The organism is Actibacterium sp. XHP0104 (assembly GCF_025751515.1).
GTDB lineage: Bacteria > Pseudomonadota > Alphaproteobacteria > Rhodobacterales > Rhodobacteraceae > Actibacterium_D.
In genome coordinates this window covers 141,424-163,147 of record NZ_JAOWLE010000001.1, presented here as the reverse complement: position 1 = coordinate 163,147, position 21,724 = coordinate 141,424, and the positions used below count along the sequence as shown (strand labels likewise).

Annotated in this window: 27 protein-coding genes; 10 read left to right on the top strand and 17 right to left on the bottom strand. The window is 65.1% G+C overall.

The window, feature by feature from the left end:
* Positions 1-16: 16 nt before the first annotated feature.
* The gene (locus OE856_RS00815; protein ID WP_263714148.1) at positions 17-790 is read right to left on the bottom strand and encodes an EcsC family protein; all 774 of its coding nucleotides are present in this window, start codon (positions 788-790) and stop codon (positions 17-19) included.
* A 40-nt stretch (positions 791-830) separates the two neighbouring features.
* Positions 831-1,322 (bottom strand): GNAT family N-acetyltransferase, encoded by a 492-nt coding sequence (locus OE856_RS00810; protein WP_263714147.1) that lies wholly within the window; start codon positions 1,320-1,322, stop codon positions 831-833.
* 84 nt (positions 1,323-1,406) lie between these two features.
* Between OE856_RS00810 and OE856_RS00805 the strand changes: the two genes are divergently transcribed.
* Entirely contained in the window at positions 1,407-2,012 is a 606-nt protein-coding gene (locus tag OE856_RS00805; protein WP_263714146.1) for a flavin reductase family protein, read from the top strand.
* Here the strand turns inward: OE856_RS00805 and OE856_RS00800 are convergent.
* The 3 genes from OE856_RS00800 to OE856_RS00790 form a co-directional block, all read right to left on the bottom strand.
* Entirely contained in the window at positions 1,987-2,688 is a 702-nt protein-coding gene (locus OE856_RS00800; RefSeq protein ID WP_263714145.1) for an RES family NAD+ phosphorylase, read from the bottom strand. The two genes, OE856_RS00805 and OE856_RS00800, sit on opposite strands and share 26 nt — an antisense overlap.
* 22 nt (positions 2,689-2,710) lie before the next feature.
* Complete coding sequence (locus OE856_RS00795) at positions 2,711-3,088, bottom strand: antitoxin Xre/MbcA/ParS toxin-binding domain-containing protein (protein WP_263714144.1); 378 nt, start codon at positions 3,086-3,088, stop codon at positions 2,711-2,713.
* A gap of 125 nt (positions 3,089-3,213) precedes the next feature.
* A complete protein-coding gene (locus OE856_RS00790) occupies positions 3,214-3,672 on the bottom strand; it encodes a hypothetical protein (protein ID WP_263714143.1) in 459 nt (152 codons plus the stop codon).
* Positions 3,673-4,017: 345 nt separating this feature from the next.
* Here OE856_RS00790 and OE856_RS00785 point away from each other — a divergent pair, with 345 nt between their 5' ends.
* Positions 4,018-4,605 (top strand): thymidine kinase, encoded by a 588-nt coding sequence (locus OE856_RS00785; RefSeq protein WP_263714142.1) that lies wholly within the window; start codon positions 4,018-4,020, stop codon positions 4,603-4,605.
* On the opposite strand, the gene OE856_RS00780 is transcribed toward OE856_RS00785, so the two are convergent.
* The 5 genes from OE856_RS00780 to OE856_RS00760 all read right to left on the bottom strand — a co-directional run bounded on the left by OE856_RS00780 (position 4,602) and on the right by OE856_RS00760 (position 8,051).
* Positions 4,602-5,564, bottom strand: coding sequence for a 2-hydroxyacid dehydrogenase (locus tag OE856_RS00780; protein ID WP_263714141.1), 963 nt, complete (start codon positions 5,562-5,564; stop codon positions 4,602-4,604). The genes OE856_RS00785 and OE856_RS00780 overlap by 4 nt on opposite strands.
* Positions 5,564-5,899, bottom strand: a complete 336-nt coding sequence (locus tag OE856_RS00775) for a tRNA-binding protein (protein ID WP_263714140.1) — start codon at positions 5,897-5,899, stop codon at positions 5,564-5,566. The genes OE856_RS00780 and OE856_RS00775 overlap by 1 nt, the downstream gene beginning before the upstream one ends.
* Entirely contained in the window at positions 5,896-6,708 is an 813-nt protein-coding gene (proC, locus tag OE856_RS00770) for a pyrroline-5-carboxylate reductase (protein WP_263714139.1), read from the bottom strand. The genes OE856_RS00775 and proC overlap by 4 nt, the downstream gene beginning before the upstream one ends.
* Positions 6,709-6,738: 30 nt before the next feature.
* Positions 6,739-7,242 (bottom strand): YbjN domain-containing protein, encoded by a 504-nt coding sequence (locus OE856_RS00765; protein WP_263714138.1) that lies wholly within the window; start codon positions 7,240-7,242, stop codon positions 6,739-6,741.
* A 215-nt stretch (positions 7,243-7,457) separates the two neighbouring features.
* Positions 7,458-8,051: a hypothetical protein gene (locus OE856_RS00760; protein ID WP_263714137.1), complete on the bottom strand. Its 594-nt coding sequence runs from the start codon at positions 8,049-8,051 to the stop codon at positions 7,458-7,460.
* Between the two features lie 252 nt (positions 8,052-8,303).
* Between OE856_RS00760 and OE856_RS00755 the strand changes: the two genes are divergently transcribed.
* Positions 8,304-8,540 (top strand): hypothetical protein, encoded by a 237-nt coding sequence (locus OE856_RS00755; protein ID WP_263714136.1) that lies wholly within the window; start codon positions 8,304-8,306, stop codon positions 8,538-8,540.
* Here the strand turns inward: OE856_RS00755 and OE856_RS00750 are convergent.
* Entirely contained in the window at positions 8,537-8,785 is a 249-nt protein-coding gene (locus tag OE856_RS00750; protein WP_263714135.1) for an accessory factor UbiK family protein, read from the bottom strand. The two genes, OE856_RS00755 and OE856_RS00750, sit on opposite strands and share 4 nt — an antisense overlap.
* Positions 8,786-8,880: 95 nt before the next feature.
* Between OE856_RS00750 and lgt the strand changes: the two genes are divergently transcribed.
* From lgt to OE856_RS00730, 4 genes are all read left to right on the top strand, one after another.
* A complete protein-coding gene (gene lgt / locus OE856_RS00745; RefSeq protein WP_263714134.1) occupies positions 8,881-9,744 on the top strand; it encodes a prolipoprotein diacylglyceryl transferase in 864 nt (287 codons plus the stop codon).
* Positions 9,741-10,805 carry a class I SAM-dependent methyltransferase gene (locus OE856_RS00740; RefSeq protein ID WP_263714133.1) on the top strand — a complete coding sequence of 355 codons (1,065 nt, stop codon included), beginning with the start codon at positions 9,741-9,743 and terminating at the stop codon, positions 10,803-10,805. Before lgt ends, OE856_RS00740 begins: the two co-directional genes overlap by 4 nt.
* The gene (pgeF, locus tag OE856_RS00735) at positions 10,802-11,563 is read left to right on the top strand and encodes a peptidoglycan editing factor PgeF (RefSeq protein WP_263714132.1); all 762 of its coding nucleotides are present in this window, start codon (positions 10,802-10,804) and stop codon (positions 11,561-11,563) included. Before OE856_RS00740 ends, pgeF begins: the two co-directional genes overlap by 4 nt.
* Before the next feature lie 496 nt (positions 11,564-12,059).
* Entirely contained in the window at positions 12,060-12,854 is a 795-nt protein-coding gene (locus OE856_RS00730; protein ID WP_263714131.1) for a Hint domain-containing protein, read from the top strand.
* 57 nt (positions 12,855-12,911) lie between these two features.
* Here the strand turns inward: OE856_RS00730 and OE856_RS00725 are convergent, their stop codons facing one another.
* Positions 12,912-14,477, bottom strand: a complete 1,566-nt coding sequence (locus tag OE856_RS00725; RefSeq protein WP_263714130.1) for a bifunctional metallophosphatase/5'-nucleotidase — start codon at positions 14,475-14,477, stop codon at positions 12,912-12,914.
* A gap of 139 nt (positions 14,478-14,616) precedes the next feature.
* Between OE856_RS00725 and OE856_RS00720 the strand changes: the two genes are divergently transcribed.
* Genes OE856_RS00720 through arsC form a run of 3 tightly spaced genes read left to right on the top strand, consistent with a single transcriptional unit; the run spans position 14,617 to position 16,354 of the window.
* Positions 14,617-14,955, top strand: coding sequence for a DUF952 domain-containing protein (locus OE856_RS00720; protein ID WP_263714129.1), 339 nt, complete (start codon positions 14,617-14,619; stop codon positions 14,953-14,955).
* Complete coding sequence (locus tag OE856_RS00715) at positions 14,952-16,010, top strand: quinone-dependent dihydroorotate dehydrogenase (RefSeq protein WP_263714128.1); 1,059 nt, start codon at positions 14,952-14,954, stop codon at positions 16,008-16,010. The genes OE856_RS00720 and OE856_RS00715 overlap by 4 nt, the downstream gene beginning before the upstream one ends.
* Entirely contained in the window at positions 16,007-16,354 is a 348-nt protein-coding gene (gene arsC, locus OE856_RS00710) for an arsenate reductase (glutaredoxin) (RefSeq protein WP_263714127.1), read from the top strand. The genes OE856_RS00715 and arsC overlap by 4 nt, the downstream gene beginning before the upstream one ends.
* Here the strand turns inward: arsC and OE856_RS00705 are convergent.
* From OE856_RS00705 to OE856_RS00685, 5 genes are read right to left on the bottom strand one after another with little or no spacing between them, the layout of a single operon-like run.
* Entirely contained in the window at positions 16,351-17,766 is a 1,416-nt protein-coding gene (locus OE856_RS00705; RefSeq protein ID WP_263714126.1) for an FAD-binding oxidoreductase, read from the bottom strand. The genes arsC and OE856_RS00705 overlap by 4 nt on opposite strands.
* 19 nt (positions 17,767-17,785) lie before the next feature.
* Positions 17,786-18,376 (bottom strand): GNAT family N-acetyltransferase, encoded by a 591-nt coding sequence (locus OE856_RS00700; protein ID WP_263714125.1) that lies wholly within the window; start codon positions 18,374-18,376, stop codon positions 17,786-17,788.
* Positions 18,376-19,638: a M16 family metallopeptidase gene (locus OE856_RS00695; protein WP_263714124.1), complete on the bottom strand. Its 1,263-nt coding sequence runs from the start codon at positions 19,636-19,638 to the stop codon at positions 18,376-18,378. The genes OE856_RS00700 and OE856_RS00695 overlap by 1 nt, the downstream gene beginning before the upstream one ends.
* Positions 19,635-21,026: a threonine synthase gene (gene thrC, locus OE856_RS00690; RefSeq protein ID WP_263714123.1), complete on the bottom strand. Its 1,392-nt coding sequence runs from the start codon at positions 21,024-21,026 to the stop codon at positions 19,635-19,637. Before thrC ends, OE856_RS00695 begins: the two co-directional genes overlap by 4 nt.
* A gap of 15 nt (positions 21,027-21,041) precedes the next feature.
* Entirely contained in the window at positions 21,042-21,713 is a 672-nt protein-coding gene (locus tag OE856_RS00685; protein ID WP_263714122.1) for an SURF1 family protein, read from the bottom strand.
* Between the last annotated feature and the right edge of the window lie 11 nt (positions 21,714-21,724).

Here is a 21,724-nt window from a genome sequence, read left to right as displayed (position 1 = left end):
GACCTTAATCGCAGCTTTACGAGCGCAGCGGGATCCGGCGTTCCAACCTGCGACGCAGGCGCTCGTTCAGCTCTTCTAGCGGGATGTTGCTGTCGCGGCTGAGGTTCATCAACCCGAACTGCACATGCGCGATCTGCTGGTAATAGCGCGTATAGGCCATGTTGGTCGCCGCACCCGCCACCGCGCCCAGCACCGGCACGGTCTGCGCCGCCAGCTTTTGCCCCAGCGCCGCCGCCAACCGGGGCGCAACCCGCGCGATCAGCCCGTTCAGCGCCGGGCCGGTCAGCGTAACCCGCGTGGCAACAAACCCCAGATCAGCCCCGTCATCGCGCGCCAGCGGCCCCGCCGCTGCGAATACCTGCACCGAGGCCGCGCGCACCGCCGGGTCGGCCGGGTCGAAGCCGTGGCTGGCGGCGATCCCCTGAATCGCGCGCAACAGAACGGTCACCGTGACCGGCAGCTCTGCCAGCGCCGTGGGCAACCCACCCAGACCACCCGCCGCGCCCATCGCGCCCGTCACCAGCGTGTTTTGCCAGCCCGTGCCATCGGGAATGCGCCCGCCGCGCGACAGATGCGCCACGTCAAAGGCCGCGCGCAAGGCTTGCGCGGTGGCCGTGTCCAGCCGCGACCTGACCGGGGCCGGCAGGCGTTCCAGCAGGTTTTCGGCCTGCCCGCCGACCATGTTCAGCGCCTCTATCCCGAACCCGCCGGCTTGGCGATAGCGCCGGGCCAGCGCATCCAGCGCCGCATCGACATCGGGAATCGGGTTATGGGGAACTAGGTTGCTCATGCGCCCAAGATGGGGCCGCGTGGCCGGTGCTGCAAGCCTGCTATGGCGCCTCAAAGCGGGTGACCGTGCCGGTCACACCATCCCAGGCGCCGTCGACCAGCTCGTATCCCAGCACCCGGTCGGGGTTGGTGGGGGGCGGCATCTCGACCTCGCTTAGCCGAGAGAACCCAAAGCGGCTGTAATAGGGGGCATCGCCCACCAGCATCACCCGTGCCCAGCCCGCGCGCCCCGCGCGATCCAGCGAATCCTGGATCAGGAACGCGCCCAGCCCCTCGCCCTGATGGGTGGGGTGCACGGCGACCGGGCCCAGCAACAGCACCTTTTGTCCGCCCACCAGCACCGGCCAATAGCGGATGGCCCCCGCGACGATCTCATGTTCGTCACGCGCCACGACGCACAGCTCGGGCACCGGCGCCACATTGTCGCGCAGACGATAGGACGACAGCGCCTCGCGCCCGGGCGCAAAGCACAGGTCATAAAGTGCCTCGACCTCCCACCAGTCGGCGGGTGTTTCCTGCTCAAGACGGATCACGCCCTGCCCCGTTCACATTCCTTCTGGAATCCGGCCTATCACGGGGCTAGGTCTTGGGCAAACAGGACGCGCAAAGGAAACCCGATGTTCTATCGCCCGCAAGACGGCCACGGCCTGCCCCATAACCCGTTCAACGCCATCATCGCCCCGCGCCCGATCGCCTGGGTGTCGACCCGCGGCGCCGACGGGCAGGATAACCTGGCCCCGTTCTCGTTCTTCAACGGCGCGGCCTATTCGCCGCCGCAGATCATGTTCGCCACCACCGGCACCAAGCCCGATGGCACCCCCGAGAAAGACACGCTGGCCCATATCCGCGCCACCGGCGTGTTCTGCGTGAACATGGTCGAATACGCGATGATGCACCCGATGAACGAAAGCTCGGGCGGCTGGCCGCGCGAGGTCGACGAGTTTGACAAGGCCGGCATCGCCAAGGCCGACTGCGAAACCATCCCCTGCCCGCGCATCGCCGGCGCGCCCGCCAGCCTGGAATGCAAGCTGACCCAGATCGTGCAGCTTGAGGGCAAGTCGAACAACGTGATCTTTGGCCAGGTCACCGGCGTGCATCTGCGTGACGACTGCCTGCGCGACGGCAAGTTCGACATCACCACATTCGGCGCGCTGGCCCGGCTGGGCTATCGCGACTATGCCACGATTACCGAGACCTTTACCCTGACGCGTCCCGACGACTAAGCCAGTCGCGCACGCGCGGGTCACCGTCAAACGCGGTGTGCGAAAACTCGTGGCTTTCGCCGCCACCCGCATGTTCGCGCGCGATCACCCGGTCGGATTTCAGCCAGAAATGCCAGATCGCGCGGTCTTCGGGCGCGGTGCTGGTGATGGCGGCGCAGGTCAGGATGGCGATATTCGCCCCCGCATCCGGGTCGCGCACCGACCGATACCGGATCACCTCGGCCCCCTCGGCCCGCAGCGCCTCGGCCAGGGCGACGGTGGCGGTGTAATCAACCGGGTCGGTCAGCGCCGGGTCGGTCGTGCCGGTCAGATCGAACCGCGCCGCCGTTTCATAGCCCAGCCGGAACGCGGTCTTTTCCGTTGGCCCCGACGGAAAGCCCGTGTCGGGGCTTTCGATATAGAATCGCAACAGATGAAACGCGGCCTCGGCCGCGGCAGTGCGCAGGGTTTCGGCGGCATAAAGCACCCCACGCGCATCCCCCGCCCCGCGAAACCGCGAGGCGCTGTGTGGAACGTAACGGAACGGCGTGTAGAACAGATAGTGCAGATGTGCACAGTCGCGCGGCACCGGCGGCTTGCTGTCATCCAGCAGATCCTCGAGCAGCGCCTGTTCGTCCAGATCATCGACCAGCTTCATCGTGGCGACGCGGTGCTGCGCCTCGGCGAAACGGGCCACCCGCCCGGAGGCGGCGCTTAACTCAAAGCGGGGCACGGCGCTGGTCGAGATAATCCATCACATGCACGATACCGGCGATGGTTTTCATCGCCTCAAGCGGCGGCCGGCCCAGCACGGTATTGTGGTTGCGCAGCCAGTCGCCCGCGACCCGTTCATCGCCCCCCACGATCGCATCCAGCGACCGAAAGATACGCAGAAAGGTCTTGGCCAGTTCCTGGGTGTTGCGATCGCGCGGCAAGAGCGCGCCCTTGGTCGCCACGTTCGACACGGCCGATCGCGACACGCCCAGAACGGCGGCCAGATCGCTTTGCGACAGACGCAGGATACGCGAGGCGCGCCAAACCGCCTTGGTCAGCACGGCAACCGGATCGGGCGCGGGTCGGAGGACGGCAGATTGCATGATCACCCCTAGAATTGTCTACATGTGTAATATTAGGCGGTAAAGTTTACAAATCAACAATCAGCCAAGAAAAAAGGCGCCGCAGCGCCTTTCCAGACAGATTTCGTTGCGTCACATGCCCGCAATCAGGTCGCCTCTTCCTCGAGATGCAGCTTCATATCCAGCAAAACATGCTGCAACGCGTTGGTTTCGCGCAGCAGGCGCTTGGCCTCGTTGATGGTGATGATGCCATCCTCGATCGACTGGTTGTATTCGGCCATCAGCATTGCAAACCGCTGCGACAGCGCCACCACATCCGAGTTCACCCCACCCGTTTCGGTGTTCTTCTTGGCGCCCTCGTTATACGACAGCGTGATGCCCTGCAGCTCGGCCAGGGCGGTGGTGACATGGGGGAAACGCGCCTCTTTTTCCAATGAGGCAACGGCATCAATGGGCATGAAACGGTCGGTATGTTCCTCGGAATCCGAATAGTAACGACCAAGGGTCGCCTTGGATCGCCCGGTCAGACGGCACGCTGTCTCGATGCCGACATCCTTGACCAACGCCTCGGTGTGCTTCTTCAGGTAACTCCCGATACCAGCCATCTACCTCATCCAATTCAACATTGTTACCGCTACGGGGAAACTCGCCCCCCTTTTCCCATTAATCGCCCGCGAAGGATTTGTCATATAGAAATAGGTCTTCAGGAGATGAAGATCGGTGCGAGTGTCCAGCGACCCCGCCGCTGGTATTGAGGTTGGGGAGCGTCGTTCAGCATCTAGGGGGGATGCTCCAGCCGGTATCGGCATGGGCGGCGGTCCTACCCATTCAGTATTGGTGACAGTATTTATTACGAGATGTCCGGGCCTTTGGTCTCATCCCCATTTGCCGGGGTCCGGGCATCTCGGTTTGCCGCTTGATTGATCGCGTCACCGGCGGGATAAGCGGCCATGGCCAAGCTATACTTCCACTACTCCACCATGAATGCCGGCAAGTCGACGATCCTGTTGCAGGCCGCGCATAACTATCGCGAACGCGGGATGCAGCCCCTGCTGATCACCGCGCGCCTGGATGACCGGGCCGGGCCGGGGCGCATTGAATCGCGCATCGGCATCGGTGAAGACGCCCAGACCTTTGACGCGACTACGAACCTCTTCGACATGATCCGCGACCGGTTGTCGCAAGCGCCCTGCGCCTGCGTCTTTATCGACGAGGCCCAGTTCCTGAGCCACGGCCAGGTCTGGCAACTGGCCCGCGCGGTCGATGACCTGGGCATACCCGTGATGTGCTATGGGCTGCGCGTCGATTTCAGGGGCGAACTTTTCCCCGGCTCTGCCGCCCTTCTGGCGCTGGCGGATGAAATGCGCGAGGTGCGCACCATCTGCCATTGCGGGAAAAAGGCCACGATGGTGATGCGCAAGGGCGCCGACGGCACGGCGCTGCGCGACGGGGCGCAGGTGCAGATCGGCGGCAACGAGACCTACGTCTCGCTTTGCCGGCGTCACTGGCGACAAGCGGTCGGCGACAGCCCGGCTTAAACCGCGTTGGGCAACGGCTGGCCCGCCAGATGGGCGCGGATGTTTTCCACCGCCATCAGGCCCATGGCTTCGCGCACATCCTGTGCGGCAGTCCCCAGATGCGGCAGCAGGGTGACGTTTTCCATCAGCTTCAGCGCCTCGGGCACCTGCGGCTCGAACTCGTAGACATCCAGCCCCGCACCGGCGATCCGGTTGGCCTGCAACGCCTTGACCAGCGCGGATTCATGCACCACATCGCCGCGCGAGATATTGACCAGAATGCCCGAGCGTTTCATCGCAGCAAAGACCGGCGCCCCGATCAGGTGGCGGGTCTCGGCCCCTCCGGGCACGGCAATCACCAGGATATCGGCGCGGCGGGCCACGGCCTCGATCGAGTCCATCTGTTCGGCGGGCATCCCCGGATCAGCCACAGCCGAGCGGTTAAAGAACACCACATCCATGCCAAACCCATAATGACAGCGCCGCGCCACGGCCTTGCCAATGCGGCCCATGCCGATGATGCCGACGGTCTTGCCCGTCACATGGGTGCCCAGCATCTGCGCCGGGTGCCAGCCCTGCCAGTTGCCAGCGCGCACCAGACGCTCGCCCTCGCCCGCGCGGCGGCAGGTCATCAGCATCAGGGTCATGGCGATATCGGCCGTCGCATCGGTCACCGCGCCGGGCGTGTTGGTCACCGCCACCCCCGCCTCGCGGGCCGCGGCAACATCGATATGGTTATAGCCAACCCCGAAATTGGCCAGCAGCTTGGTGCGTGGCTCGGGCACATCGGCAAAGATATCGGCGGCAAACAGATCGCCCAGCGTCGGCAGAATGACATCAAAGATGACCAGCGCGCCGCGCATCTCTCCCGGCTTCATCGGGGTGGTCATCTGCCGCACCTCGACCTCGACACCGGGCAACAGGCGCGCGGCCTCGCAAATCGCCTCGGGCAGCGGGCGGGTGATCAGAATACGGGTCATCAGAACATCCTTGCGCCGGGGGTGACGGTCTGATCGGGCACCAGCAGCACCACCTCGCCGTCGTCATCAGGCACGCCCAGCACCAGAACCTCGGACATGAACTTGCCGATCTGGCGCGGCGGAAAGTTCACCACCCCCATGACCATGCGGCCGACCAGTTCGTCTGGCGCATAATGCCGGGTGATCTGTGCCGAGGACTTGCGCTCTCCCAGGTCAGGGCCGAAATCGACCCACAGCTTGATCGCGGGCTTGCGCGCCTCTGGATAAGGCTCGGCCCGGGTCACGCGGCCGGCGCGGATATCGACCTTGAGGAAATCGTCGAATGTGATGGTCATTGGCCCAGCTCCCGGCTGCGATCGGCGGCGGCCTTGACCGCGCGGCGCAGCAGGGCCGGAAAGCCGGTGTCGGCATCCATCAGAACGCCCAGCGCGGCGGCCGTCGTGCCACCGGGCGAGGTCACGTTGACCCGCAGTTGCGCGGGGTCGTCAGAGGCATCTTCGGCCAACTGCCCGGCCCCGCCCACCGTCGCCTTGGCCAGCGCCATCGCCAGATCGGCGGGCAGCCCCTCGGCCTCGCCAGCGGCGGCCAGGGTTTCGATCAGGTGGAACACATAGGCCGGGCCAGAGCCCGACACGGCCGTCACCGCATCCATCTGCCCCTCGTCGTCCAGCCGCACCACCTGCCCGACCGCGCCCAGCAGGGTTTCGGCCGCGCGCAGATGCGCGTCAGAGGCGCGGTCATTGCCGATGATCGCGGTGATGCCCCGGCCCACGGCGGCGGGCGTGTTGGGCATGGCGCGGATCACCGGCGTATCGGCGCCCAGAACGCCCTCGTAATAGGAAATCGGCGTGCCTGCGGCGACCGACAGGAACAGCGTGTCACCATTGCCCAGCGCCACCAGCTGCGGTAGAGCCTCGGCCATCATCTGCGGCTTGACCGCGACCAGAACGATGGCGGGGCTGGCGGGCAGACCGACATTCAGCCGCAACCCCTGAGCCGCCAGATCGCGCAGCCAGTCGGACGGATAGGGATCGACCACCCAGACCGCATCGGGACGCACGCCCTGCGCCAGCCAGCCGGTCAGCATGGCGGACCCCATCTTGCCACAGCCCAGCAGCACAAGCCCGCGTTCGTTGATATCCATGGTGACCCCCGATATTGCCTCGGGGGCAGGTTAGGCGCGACCGTAGGCCTCTGCAATGGCTACATTCAGCGCCTCTTCGGGGCTTTGATCGGCCCAGGACACCAGCTGGAACGCCGGGTAGAACCGTTCGCAATTCACCACGGCGGCCCCGATCAGCCGGTCGATCTGTTCGGCGCTGGCCAGCTGCCCGCCCGCCAGAACCAAACCATAGCGAAAGACCATCAGCCGCTGCTCGTTCCAATAGGTGAAGGTGCCGGACCAGCACATGTCATTGGTGCGGTTCAGGGTCTCGTAAAGCGCCGGCAGCTTGTCCTGCGGCGGCTCCATTTCAAAGGTGCAGATCAGCCGCAGCGTCTCGTCATAGCCCGACCAGGCCAGCGTCAGCGAATAGGTCCGCCACTGCCCTTCGACCGCCATGGCGATCTGATCATCGGCAACGCGGTCGAACTCCCAGTCGTGGTGTTCGGCAAGATGCTCGACGATATCGATCGGATGCAATTCCTCGGTGTGAAGGAAATCTTCGGAAAGTGACATGCCCGGCCTCATTCATTATAGCTCAGCGGGGTGGCAGCCCCACAACGCCTTGGTGCCTGCTCAAGGGACAGATGCTTTGCACCCCGTCCTTACAAGATATGGTGTGATGAAAGGGCGCAGCTGTAAAGCATTATTTTGTGGATAACCACAGCAAGTTGTGGATGAAAAAGTTAACACCACAACAGAGAGGATCAGGGAAATCGCCGGGCCGGGCGCTAGATCTGCGACGGGGCCCCGCCCATCCAGACCACGCGGCCCAGGAAACGCACACCGTGGTCGGCCCCGGTCAGGGCGCGGGCCGGGTGATCGCGGTCACCGGCCAGAACCACCACCTGCGGTGCCTGCCAGTTGACGCGACAAAGGGCGCACACACCGTTTTCCAGCGTCGCCCAGAGATCGGATTGCCCCTGGCGCGAAGCGGCGCCGTCCACCAGCGCCAGAATCTGAGCGCCGTCATGCCGGGCCTCGACCACGGCCAGGCTGTCGGGCGCCAGATTGCGCGAGGCCAGCCATTCGGCCGACAGGGCCACCGGCCCCACCCCGCGGCGCATCAGCGCAGGGTGCCAGGGAAAAGGCAAAAACCCCGCCCTCAGCCCTTCGGGCCGCGAGAAATCGCTGTGATGAGAGGAAGTTTCGCCTTCGGCCATACCAGCAACCTTGGGCTCTGTGACCTCGCCAAAGTCGAAAGGCACAGAGAGATACTCGAACAATGCGATCAGCCGGTCGAAACTGGGCATACGCCCGGCGCGAATATCGCGAACCAACCCATCATGCCCGACCACATCCATCGACGCGCGGCGTGCGGACACACCTTTCCGCGCAAGCCCGTCTTCCACAAGCTCACGAACCCTGGCGGCCATGGCCGCAGTGCGCATCGAATTCAGCATCATCGCGGCGCAGAATGGCACGGCGCGCACGACAAATAAATCGGACAACGCATATAAGGCATATTTATCTTGATGATACAAGATAAATATGCCTTGAGTTGTGCGGCAAGCTGGAAAATTCTCTTTCGGGCAGTTTGCGCGGCCGCCATGAACACGAGGTTAAGACGCATAGTCATGACACAGCCACCCAACAGCCCCCCGCCACAAGACCTGGGCGCGCTGGATCAGACCCTGCGCGCGGCGGAACTGGCGCAATACGTCATGCGCAACACCACAGACCCGCAGGCACGCGATATCGCCGCCGTACGATACGCCCGGATGCTGGACAAAATGTTCATGCAGTTACAGGCCATGCGGCGCGGGGTGGGCCTGTCGGCCCTCAGCCGCCCTGCACCGGGCCGGGGCGATTAGCCCTTGGCGGCGCCTTCCAGCGCCTCGATACGGGCCTTCAGCGCCTCGTTTTCCTCGCGCGCCTTCTGCGCCATGGTGCGCACGGCGTCAAATTCCTCGCGGGTGACGAAATCGCGATCGGCCAGCCAGCGCTCGATCATGCTGTTGAATGCGCTCTCGGCCTCTTCCCGCGCGCCCTGAGCCACGCCCATGGCATTGGTCATCAGCTGGGACATATCTTCGAAAAATTTGTTGCGCGTCTGCATTGCCGCCTCCGGTGTTTCGCTCCATGCCTATATGGGCGTAACAGGGGGCAAGCTCAAGGTTGACTTGCCCCCGTTTCAACAGGCAAGAGGCCCCCATGCAGGCAATCATTACCTATCCCGATATCGGCTCCGAGATCTTCTCGATCTCGCTGTTTGGCATTGACCTGGCGCTGCGCTGGTATGCGCTGGCCTATATCGCCGGCATCCTGATCGGTTGGCGGCTGGTGGTGCGGCTGGTGCGCAATGACGGGCTGTGGCCGCAAAATCGCCCCCCCATGACACCCGACCAGGTCGAGGAACTGCTGACCTGGGTGATTTTCGGCATCATCCTGGGCGGGCGCCTGGGCTATGTGCTGGTCTACAAGCCCGGCTATTACCTGTCGAACCCGGCCGAGATCCCGATGCTGTGGCAGGGCGGCATGGCCTTTCACGGCGGGCTGGTCGGGGTGATGGTGGCGCTGCTGCTGTTCGCCCGCAAGCATTCCATCGCGCTGCTGCCCGCCGCCGATGCGCTGGCGCTGGCCACCCCGCCGGGGCTGCTGTTCGGGCGGCTGGCCAACTTCATCAACGCCGAGCTCTGGGGCCGCCCCACGGACGCGCCTTGGGCGATGGTGTTTCCCACCGATCCGCTGGGCCTGCCCCGCCACCCCTCGCAATTGTATGAGGCGGGGTTAGAGGGCCTGCTGCTGGGCGCGGTGCTGCTCTATCTGGTCTATCGGCATGGGCTGCTGAAACGCCCCGGCATGACGGCGGGCACGTTCTTTGTGGGCTATGGCCTATCGCGGTTCATCGTCGAATTCTTTCGCCAGCCCGACGCGCATTACATCTCCGCCGAGAACCCGGCCGGCTGGGTCATCCAAGCCGGCGGCATGGGCATCACCATGGGCCAGGTTCTGTCTCTGCCGATGATCGGGCTGGGGGTAATCTTGTGGCTGGTCGCGCGACGCAACCCCGCATGACCCCGCTGACCGAGATCATCCTGCGGCGCATCGCCAAGACCGGGCCGATCAGCCTGGCCGACTATATGGCCGACTGCCTGCTGCACCCCGAGCACGGCTATTACGCCACCCGCGATCCCTTCGGCGCGGCGGGCGATTTCACCACCGCCCCCGAGATCAGCCAGATGTTCGGTGAAATGCTGGGCCTGTGGCTGGCGCAGGTCTGGATGGACCAGGGCCGCCCCGCGCCCTTTACCCTGGCGGAAATCGGCCCCGGCCGCGGCACGTTGATGGCCGATATCCTGCGGGTGGGCCGCGCGGCGCCGGGGTTCCTTGATGCCGCTCAGGTGCACCTGGTCGAGGCCTCGGCCACCTTGCGGCAGGTGCAGCGCCAGACGCTGGGCGATCACCCGGTGACATGGCTGGACAGCGCCGGCGCCCTGCCCGACGCGCCGCTGTTTCTGGTGGCGAATGAATTTTTCGACGCCCTGCCCATCCGCCAGTTTCAGCGCGATGCCGCCGGCTGGCGCGAGGTGCAGGTCACGCAATCGGGCGGGGTGCTGGCCATGGGCCTGTCTGCCCCCGCGCCCATCGCGCTGCTGGATCACCGGCTGGACGACACAAGCCCCGGCGACCTGGTGGAAATTTGCCCCGCCGCCGCGCCCATCGTCGACCAGATCGCCACCCGCATCGCGGCCCATGGCGGCGCGGCGCTGTTCATTGACTATGGCGGCTGGCACTCGCTGGGCGACACGTTGCAGGCGCTCAAGGCGCATCAGATGGTCGACCCGCTGACCCATTGCGGCGAGGCCGACCTGACCGCCCATGTCGATTTCGAGGCCCTCGCCCGCGCCGCCCAGGGCGTTCAGGTCACGCCAATGACACCGCAAGGCGTGTTTCTTGAACGCCTCGGCATCACCCAGCGCGCCCAAGCCCTGGCCCGCAACCTGTCGGGGCCCGCGCTGGACAGCCATATCGCGGCGCATCGCCGCCTGATCCATGCCGATGAGATGGGAAGCCTCTTTAAATCGCTGGCGCTTGTGCCGCATGATACCCCCATGCCACCGGGATTCGCCGCATGACCCTAGAGATTCTGACCGCCGACGCCTTGGACCCGATCCGCCACGGGTTCTTTACCCGTCGCGGCGGCGCATCGTCTGGCGTGTTCGAGGGGCTGAACTGCGGTCAGGGGTCATCCGACCTGTCCGAAGTGGTGCAGATCAACCGCAGCCGCGTCGCCAAGGCGATGGAGGTCGACCTGCCGCATCTGGCGCATGTGCATCAGGTGCATTCCGCCGATGTCGCCGTCATCGACGGCCCGCAAGACGGCGCGCCGCCCGTGGCCGATGCGCTGGTGACCGCAACGCCGGGCGTGGCGCTGGCCATCCTGACCGCCGACTGTCAGCCGGTGCTGTTCGCCGACCACCAGGCGGGCGTGATCGGCGCGGCCCATGCGGGCTGGCGCGGGGCGATGGACGGGGTGCTTGAGGCCACGCTGGACGCGATGGAGGGCCTGGGCGCCCGCCGCCAGGACATCACCGCCGTCATCGGCCCCTGCATCAGCCAAGAGGCCTACGAGGTCAGCCAGGAATTCTTCGAGAACTTCATGGCCGACGACTCTGACAACCAACGGTTTTTCGCCAACGGGGCCAGCCCCGACAAGAAACAGTTCGACCTGCCCGCCTACGGGCTGCACCGGCTGCGCACCGCCGGTATCGGACAGGCCCAGTGGATTCGCTACTGCACCTATGCCGACCCCGCCCGGTTCTATTCCTATCGTCGCACCACCCATGCCGGCGAGGCCGATTACGGACGTCTAATTTCGGTCATCCGACTGTAACCCGCGCCCCAATTCGACCGCAAACTCACCCAGAAACGACACATTCGCGGCCACGAACCTGCCCAGAATCGCATGGATATTGATCCCATGGGATTACGCCCTCTGGCCCGATCAGGCCGGAAACCGAGCAGGAGAACGACAATGAAAGCCAAACGCCGCTGGATGACCTGGGTGCTGGAAGAAAGCGCCAAGCAAACCCCCGCAATGCCCTGGACCCGCAGCAATCGCCCGCAACGCGCACAGGCAAAGAAGGCAGCCTAGGCCGCATTCGCAGGCCGGGCTGATCGATTCGAATATCCGGGTCGGTGAAATGTGGCAGCGTTTCCCAAGATTCGCGAAACAGTATCTTCGCCTCGCGGGAACTGGTCACAAGCCACCGTCCAATAGCCGGGGAATTTTGACAGTTTGAAGGAAATTAAGGCAATATTGGGACAGTCATTCTGCTTGCACGGTGGGGGCCGTTGCAGATGTGACCAGACCTGAAGGGACTGAGCACATGTCGTATCCCCACCTGCCCGCGACGCAGATCGCGAAGGGCAAGAGCGTTGGATCTGTCAATCCGAACCCGACCCACCGGCCGGGCAAGGCGCCGCTTGCGACGCCGATCACCCGCCGCTATGAGGTGCGCGGCCTGACGCGCGACGGCCAGATCGCCGAATTCGGGATCGTTGCCCCTGCCACCCCTGCCTTCGAGGAAACCAGCAGCAGCTTTGCCCATGGCACGCTGATCAACACCGACAGCGGCCCGGTGGCCGTTCAGGATCTTGAACCGGGCATGATGATCGAAACCGTCGATGCCGGCCCCAAGATGCTGCTGTGGTCGGGGTCGATGATGCTGTTTCCCGACATGCCGGGCCTCGACAGCTCGCGCACCCATCTGACCCGCGTCACCGCCGATGCCTTTGGCCTGTCGCGCCCGATGTCCGACCTGATGCTGGGCCCCGGCGCCCGGCTGCTTTATCGCAATTCCGGCCTGGCCGATCGCCTGGGCACCCAGGCCGCCTTTACCCCCGCGCAAGGGTTCGAGGACGGGTTTACCGCCCTGTCGATCCGCCCGATGTCCCCGGTGCGCGTCTATCACCTGGCGCTGCACGGCCAGCACATCATCCGCGCCAACGGGCTAGAGGTTGAAAGCTTTCACCCCGGCCGCACCGCCGACCTGGAGATGGTGCCGCAAAGCTGGGAGCTGTTCCTGACCATGTTCCCGCATGCGCGCTGCCTGCATGATTTCGGGCCGATGACCCTGCCGCGCATCGGCATCGACGACCTACACGATCTGCGCGCAGCCTGATCGCACCGCATTGAAAAAGGCCCGGACACTGATCCGGGCCTTTTCATTTTCTCAGGCCTACTTTGCCGCGATCCGCCCATCCAGATAGGGCGAATAGGGTGCGTTTTCCGCCATATAGGCCACCACCACATCAGCCAGATCGGGGCCGAAATCATAGACATTCATCGCGTCTGCGGTGAACATCTTATAGCCATCCCCACCATTGCGGACAAAGTTGTTGGTCACCACGCCATAGGTCGCCGCCGGGTCGATCGGCGCGCCGCCGACCATCACCTGCGACACCCGGCTGCCGGGTTGGGCCGCCGGATCGAACACAAAGCTCAGCCCCGCCACCTGCGGAAACCGCCCACCGCTCTCTTCGACTTGGCTGACCCCGTTTTCAAGCGCGTCGATCACCGTCTGGCCGCTGGTCTGGAACGTGGCCAGCGTGTTCTGGAAGGGCAGAACGGTATAGACCTCGCCCATCGTCACCTCGCCGGCGTCAATACTGGCACGCAGCCCGCCGCCGTTCTGAATGGCGATCTGGACACCCTGATCGGCCACCCGTGCCAGCATCGCATCGGCCACCAGATTACCCATCGCGCATTCCTTGACCCGGCAGTTTTCGCGCTGACCATCAATGGCGTCCGCCGCCTGCGCCACGACCTTGTTGCGGATCTCGTCCAGCGGTACGGCCAACTCGGCGATGCGGTCCTTGGTGGGCATATCCTCGGCAACGGCGCCGTCCATGATCAGCGGCTCGCCACTGGCGGCGGTCACGTTGCCGGCATCATCAAACGTCACATTCAACTCGCCCAGAAACTTGCCATAGGCATAGGCCGACACGATCGCGGTGCTGCCCACCATGGTTGGATATGGCCCCTCGGCCCGGTCGGAACTGTTGGACAGGTAGGTGTTGGTATGCCCGCCCACGATGACATCGACGCCGGTGGTATTGGCCGCCACCACCTGATCGACCCCATAGCCCGAGTGCGACAGCACGATGATCTTGTTCACCCCGTCCGCCGTCAGCTTGTCGACCTCGGCCTGCACGGCATCAGAGGGATCGGTAAAGACGATATTCGCGCCCGGGCTGGACAGTTCGGGCGTGTCCTGCGGCGTCAGGCCGATCAGACCCAGCCGGTCTCCGCCCCGTTCGATCACCGTCGATTTCATCAGCACATCGGCCAGCGCCGGTTCGCCCGACACATCGGCATTCGACATCAGCACCGGAAAGCTGACCGCATCCATAAAGCCGCGCAACACCTCGGGGCCGTCGTCGAATTCGTGGTTGCCCACGGTCATCGCGTCATAGCCCAGCTTGTTCATGAACTCGGCCGCGACCTTGCCCTTGTAATAGGTGTAGAACAGCGTGCCCTGAAACTGATCACCGCCATCGACAAGGATCACGTTGTTGCTGCGCGTACGAGCATCGGCGATTGCCGTCACCAGCCGCGCGGTGCCGCCGAAACATTTGCCCTCGGCATTGTCTTCGGCCGAGCAGCCGGAGTCGTATTTCGAGATCGGCTCGAACCGGGCGTGGAAATCATTGGTGTGCAGAATGGTCAGTTGGTAATCGGCCACCGCCATGCCAGCCGTCAGGGCCAGCGTTGCGGTTGTCGCAGCCAGAACGCGTGCGAACATGGGAACTCTCCGGGTTGGTTTTCGCTGTTATGCGCCAAGGCTGCGCCCTTGCGGCAAAGCTGTCAAAACCTTCGTCCTGACGCCCGCGCAGTAACGTCGCGGCATTGACGGTGCGCGCGCCACAGGGCATGTCAGGCACATGCTGATTTTCAAGATCCTCCGCCGCCCCGAATGGGACGAGCTTCGTCAGAACGGCAACACGCTGGGCGCGCCGGTCGACCTGGCTGACGGCTATATCCATTTCTCGACCGCCCAGCAGGTGGCCGAGACCGCCGCCAAGCATTTCGCTGACGAAAGCGACCTGGTTCTGGTCGCCTGCGAGGCCGATGTCATGGGCCCGCAGCTGCGGTGGGAACCCTCGCGCGGAGGGGCGCTGTTCCCGCATCTTTACCGGGCGCTTAGCATCAAGGATGTTGTGTGGGACAAATCCCTGCCGCTGGGGGCCACCGGCCATATTTTCCCGATGGGTGTCGTATGAGCTTGATCGAAAAACTGGGCCTGTCGCTACTGCACAAATGCGACCCCGAGCGCGCGCATGGCCTGTCGCTGAACGCGTTGAACACGGGGCTGGTGCCGCTGCCGGGCGTGCACAGCTCGGCCCGGCTGGCGACCAATGTGGCCGGTCTGGCCCTGCCCAACCCGCTGGGTCTGGCGGCGGGCTATGACAAGAACGCCGTCGCGCTGGCGCCGCTGGCCCGCGCCGGGTTCGGTTTCATCGAGGTCGGCGCCGCCACCCCGCGCCCGCAACCGGGCAACCCGCGCCCCCGCCTCTTTCGCCTGACCGAGGACCGCGCCGTCATCAACCGGTTCGGCTTCAACAACGAAGGCATGGAGGCCATCGCCACCCGCCTTGCCGCCCGCCAGCCCGGCCCGATCGTCGGGCTGAACCTGGGCGCCAACAAAGACAGCGACGACCGCGCCGCCGATTTCGCCCGCGTGCTGGCCCATTGCGGCCCGCATATCGATTTTGCCACGGTCAATGTCAGCTCGCCCAACACCGAAAAACTGCGCGAATTACAGGGCAAGGCGGCGCTCTCGGCCCTGCTGGCCGGTGTTATGAACACCCGCGCCGAACTGGCGCGCCCGATCCCGGTCTTCCTGAAAATCGCACCGGATCTCAACGCCGATGAGCTGGCCGAAATCGCCGAAGTCGCGCTGGACTCGGGGCTGGACGCGATCATCGCCACCAACACCACCCTCTCGCGCGACGGGCTGGCCAGCGCCCATAAGGGCGAGGCCGGCGGCCTGTCGGGCGCGCCTTTGTTCGAGAAATCCACCCGCGTTCTGGCACAGCTGTCGCGCCTGACCGAGGGCAAGCTGCCCCTGATCGGCGTGGGGGGCGTTGGCTCGGCCGAACAGGCCTATGCCAAGATCTGTGCCGGGGCCAGCGCGGTGCAGCTTTACTCGGCCATGGTCTATCAGGGCCTGTCGCTGGTGCCGCGCATCGTGCACGGGCTGGAAGATCTGCTGGCCCGCGACGGCCACGCCACTGTCGCCGATGCGGTCGGCAGCAAACGAGAGGACTGGCTATGAGCACCGTCACCATCTGGCACAACCCGCGCTGCAGCAAATCGCGGCAAACTCTTGCCCTGCTTGAAGAAAATGGCATCCAGCCCGACGTGCGGGTTTACCTGACCGACGGGCCCAGCCTGGCCGAGCTGCAAGCGGTGCAACAGGCCCTTGGCCTGCCCGCCGCCGCATTCTGCCGGGTCAACGACAAGGAATTCGCCGAGGCCGGCCTGTCGAAAACCGATGACGACGCCACGCTGCTGGCCGCCATGGCCGCCACGCCGCGACTGATCGAACGCCCGATCGTGATCGCCAATGGCAAGGCCGCGCTTGGCCGCCCGCCCGAGGCGGTGCTGGATATCCTTTAACCCGCGCGCAAGATCACGCCGGGGTTCATGATGCCGCGCGGATCAAGCGCCGCCTTTATCGCGCGCATCGCGGCCAGTTTCGCCGGGTCGCCATAGCGTTCAAGGTCATCGACCTTCAGCCGTCCCACCCCGTGCTCGGCACTGACAGATCCGCCCATCTGATGCACCAGATCATGCACGCAGGTCTTGATGGCACTGCGCTGCGCATCATAGTCGTCACGGGTTTTTCCGCGGGCGGGGAAGACGTTGTAATGCAGGTTGCCGTCGCCCAGATGGCCAAAGCAATTGACCCGCATGTCACCCAGCGCCGCCAGGGCCGTGCCGCCGCGCGTGATGAATTCGGGGATCAGGCTGATCGGCACCGACACGTCATGCGACCCGATCGCGCCGATCGCCCGGTTGGCCAGCGGAATATGTTCGCGCAGCGCCCAGAACTCGGCCCGCTGCTGACCCGATTGCGCGATGACGCCGTCGTCGGTCAGCCCGGCCTGCACGGCCTCGGCAAACAGGCCCTCTAGCGCCACCTGCGCATCGGCGCCCGCGCCCATCCCAAGGTCGATCAGCACCATCCAGTCGGGCATTTTCGCAAAGGGCTGGCGGATATCGGGCATGGTTTCGGCCAAAAACTGCAAACTGACGCCCGAGATCAGCTCAAACGCCGAGATCACCCCGCCCAGCCGTCGCCCCGCCATGGCCAGCAGGTCAACCGCCGCCTGCGGGTCGCGCGTCACGAACAGCGCCGCGCCCTCGACCGCGGGGCGCGGATACAGTTTCAGCGCAGCGGCGGTGATGATGCCCAACGAGCCCTCTGACCCGATCAGCAGATTACGCAGATCATAGCCGGTGTTGTCCTTGCGCAAACGGCCCAGCGTATTCAGCACCGAGCCATCGGGCAGCACCGCCTCGATGCCTAGGCACAGATCGCGCGCATTGCCATAGCGCAGCACATTCACCCCGCCCGCATTGGTGGCCAAAACACCCCCCACCCGCGCCGATCCCTCGGACGCCAGCGACAGCGGGAACAGCCGGTCGGCATCAAACGCGGCGGCCTGAAGATCGGCCAGGATCACCCCCGCCTCGGCCACGATCACGTTCTCGGTCGGGTGCACCGCACGCACCGCGCGCATCCGCTCTAGCGACACGATCACCGGTGCGGGGCCATCGGGCATGACCTGCCCGCCGACCAGCCCCGTGCCGCCGCCATAGGGCACGACGCCCACGCCGGCCTCGGCGCAAAGGCGCACCACCTGCGCCACCTCTTGGGTCGAACGCGGCGCAACCAGCACCCCGCCCTGCCCGGCAAACCGGCCGCGCGGCTCTTGCAGATAGGCAGGCGTCAGCGGGCGGATCACATCCGGCAGCGCAGCCCGCAAACGGGCGGCAAAAGCGTCATCGGCGGCGTTCAGGGGCATCGGATGCCTTTCGGATAGCTCAGGCGGGCCCGATCTCGGTGCGGCCCCGCCGGTCGGTCCGCAGGTTGGCATAGAGCACATGATTGCGCCAGCGCCCGTTGATTTGCAGATAGCTTTGCGCCACGCCCTCATACTTGAAGCCACAGCTTTCCAGCACCCCGCGCGAGGCCTGGTTTTCGGGCAGGCAGGCGGCCTCGATCCGGCTGAGGTCGAGCTGGGTGAAACTGTAATGCACGACGGCCTTGATCGCCTCGCGCATATAGCCGTGACGGGCAAAGCGTTCGCCGATCCAATAGCCCAGCATCCCGGCCTGCGACGGGCCGCGGCGGATATTGTCCAGCGTGATCGCGCCCAAAAGCGCCTGGTCGTCGCGCCGGATCAGGAACAGCGGCAGGGCCGAGCCGTTGCCCACCGCCCGCTGCGCCCAGTAGACGCGGTTGGTAAAGGCCCGCCGCGCCAGATGATCATCGGCCCAGATCGGCTCCCACGGCTTTAGAAACTCGCGGCTTTCGGCGCGCAGCCCGGTCCAGGCGTGATAGTCGCCCTGCTGCGGCAGGCGCAGCGACATGCGCTCGGTCTCGATCCGGACTTTACGCTTTCGTGTCAGCATCAGGCCGCCAGACGCCCCTTGAGATCGGCCAGCAGGGGCGCATTGGCCACCGGCCCATATAGCGCCATCGCCGCCTTGCCACCGGTGATCAGCCCGGCCCCAAAGGCGCGCACGTCATCGGTGGTGACAGAATCGATGCGCGCGACGGTTTCCTCGACCTCGGGCACACGATCCCAGATCGCCATCAGCCGCGCCAGGCGCTCGGCGCGCGACGACGGGCTTTCCAGCCCCATCAGCAAACCGGCCTTCATCTGCGCGCGGGCACGGCTGACCTCGACCGGGGTCAGATCCTGCGCGGCGCGCGCCATTTCAACGACGCTGAGTTCGGCCAGCTCGCCCAGCTGGGCCTCGCTTGTGCCGGCATAAAGCGTCAAGAGGCCGGTATCGGCATAGGCGCCAGCCTGGGCAAAGATCGAATAGCACAGGCCGCGCTTTTCGCGGATCTCCTGAAACAGCCGCGAGGACATGCCGCCGCCGATGATACTGGCATAGATCTGCGCGGCATAGATCGCGTCATCACGATAGCCCGGCCCCTCGAACGCCAGCGCGAAATGCGCCTGTTCCAGCGCGCGGGTCTCGCGGCGCTCGCCACCGGTGAACAGGGCGGGGCTGGCCTGATCGACATCCTGCGCGGGCAGATGGCCGAATAGCGCCTCGGCCAGGCGCACGATTTCATCGTGATCGACCGCGCCGGCCGCGGCCAGGATCATCTGGCCCGGCGCGTAACGTTCGCGCACGAACCCGGCCAGATCGTCGCGCGAAAAGGCGCTGACGCGCTCGGCCGGGCCAAGAATGGTGCGGCCCAGCGCCTGCTCGGGGAAAGCCGCCTCTTGCAGCCAGTCGAAGACCACGTCATCGGGCGTATCGAGAACCTGGCCGATCTCTTGCAGGATCACGCCGCGCTCGACCTCGATCTCGGCAGGGTCAAAGACCGGGTTCAGCACGATGTCAGAGATCACATCCAGCGCCAGCGGCACGTCGGCCTCTAGCACGCGGGCGTAATAGGCGGTCATCTCGCGGCCGGTATAGGCGTTGATATAGCCGCCCACATCCTCGATCGCCTCGGCGATTTCCAGCGCGCTGCGACGGCGCGTGCCCTTGAACGCCATATGTTCAAGGAAATGCGCGATGCCGTTCTGTTCGATCCGTTCGTGCCGGCCGCCCGCCGTCACCCAGATGCCCAGCGAGGCCGATTGCAGCCCCGGCATGTTTTCAGTGACGATGCGAAACCCGTTGGACAGGCGATGCAGTTCTACGCTCACGCACGGCGCCTTTCGTGGATCAGCGCCTCGATGGCGGCCAGGTCATTGGCGATGCGGGTCACGCGTTCGGGGCGATCCATCAGATCGGCCATGCGCGCGGGCAGCGGCGGGCGTTGCCCGGTGGCGGCCTCGACCGCGTCGGGGAACTTGGCCGGATGCGCGGTCGACAGCGAGATCATCGGCGTCGCGGTCACGGGCTGTTCGTTGGCGACCTTCACGGCCACGGCGGTATGCGGGCACATGATCTCGCCGGTATGGGCGAACATGCCGGTGATGGTGGCGCTGGTTTCGTCCTCAGAGGCGCGGCCCGACGCAAAGATCTCGCGCAGGGCCTGCAACGCGCCCTGGCTGATCTGGAACCCGCCCTTGGTTTTCAGCTCGTCCATCAGCTGGGCCACGGCCTTGCCGTCACCGCCATAGGCATAGAACAGCGCCCGCTCGAAATTCGAGCTGACCTGGATATCCATCGACGGGCTGATCGAGGGCGTCACGCCGCTGGTCACATAGCCGCCGGTGCTAAGCGCGCGGTGCAGGATGTCGTTCTGGTTTGTGGCAACGATCAGCTGCTCGATCGGCAGGCCCATCCGCTGGGCGATATAGCCGGCGAACACGTCACCGAAATTGCCCGTGGGCACGGTAAAGCTGATCTTGCGCTGCGGCGCGCCCAGGCTGACGGCCGAGGTGAAATAGTAGACCACCTGTGCCAGCACCCGCGCCCAGTTGATCGAGTTGACACCCGCCAGGCCCACGCCATCGCGGAAATCGAAATCGTTGAACATGTCTTTGACGCGCGCCTGGCAATCGTCGAAATCGCCATCCAGCGCCAGCGCATGCACGTTGCTTTCCGGCGGCGTGGTCATCTGGCGGCGCTGCACCTCGGACACGCGGCCATGCGGGAACATGATGAAGACATCGACGTTGTCGAGGCCCTTGAAGGCCTCGATCGCCGCCGAGCCGGTATCGCCCGAGGTGGCCCCCACGATCGTGACCTTCTTGCCCGAGCGCGACAGGGCCGCCTGGAACAGCTGACCGATCAGCTGCATGGCGAAATCCTTGAAGGCCAGCGTGGGGCCGTGGAACAGTTCCAGCAGGAAATGGTTCGCGCCCAGCTGCACCAGGGGCGCGCGGGCGTCATGGCCAAAGCCCTCATAGGCGCGGGCGATGATGGCGCGGAATTCATCATCGGTGAACGTGTCGCCGATGAAGGGGCGCATGATGGTGAACGCCACCTCTTCATAGGTTTTGCCCGCCAGCGCGGCGATCTCGTCAGAGCTGAGGGTGGGGATGGTTTCGGGCAGGTACAGCCCGCCATCACGGGCCAGACCCGTCAGCATTGCCTCTTCGAAACTCAGTACCGGGGCCTGCCCCCGGGTCGACACATAGCGCATTGTATTCGTCTGCCTTCACTCGGTTCCACGCCTGATACGCCACAGAAACAGCGCTGTCATCCCCAGCCAGACACAAGCCAGCGAAAACCACGTGATCGCGTATTGCAGATGATCATTGGGAATGCCCGAACTGTCGACCGGCAGCGGCCGGATGGCGGGGCTGGCGGGGGTGATGTCGCGCGCAACGATCAGAACGGGCTCGGCGCCCAGGTGATCGGCCATGACCGGCAGGTCACGGGCAAACCAGTCGCCCTTTTCGATATCGGGCGCGGGGGTGTATTTGTCGACCTCATCGGGCCAGTGCAGGTTGCCGATAATCGTCACCGGGCCATCAGGGCGCGGGCCGGGGTCGTCCTGCACCTTGAGGAACCCGCGATCGACCAGCACCCGCCGGCCGTCACTGTCCAGCACGTCGATCACCCGAAACCCGGCGCCGACCTTCTTGACGCTGGACAGCACCTGAATGCCTGGCAACAGCGTGCCGGTGGCCGTCACCGGCAGAAACCGGTCCTGTTCAGGGTCAGGTTGCGCGGGCAGCGCGACGGGGGCGGCGGTGATGCGGGCGTCGATCTCGGCCAGCACGGTTTCCTTCCAGTCCAGCCGCCGCAACTGCCATGTGCCCAGCGATACCAGGATCGCCGCGCCCACCAGCCCAAAGATCAGCGGTAGGATCATCCGTTTGTTCATGCTCGTTCCCC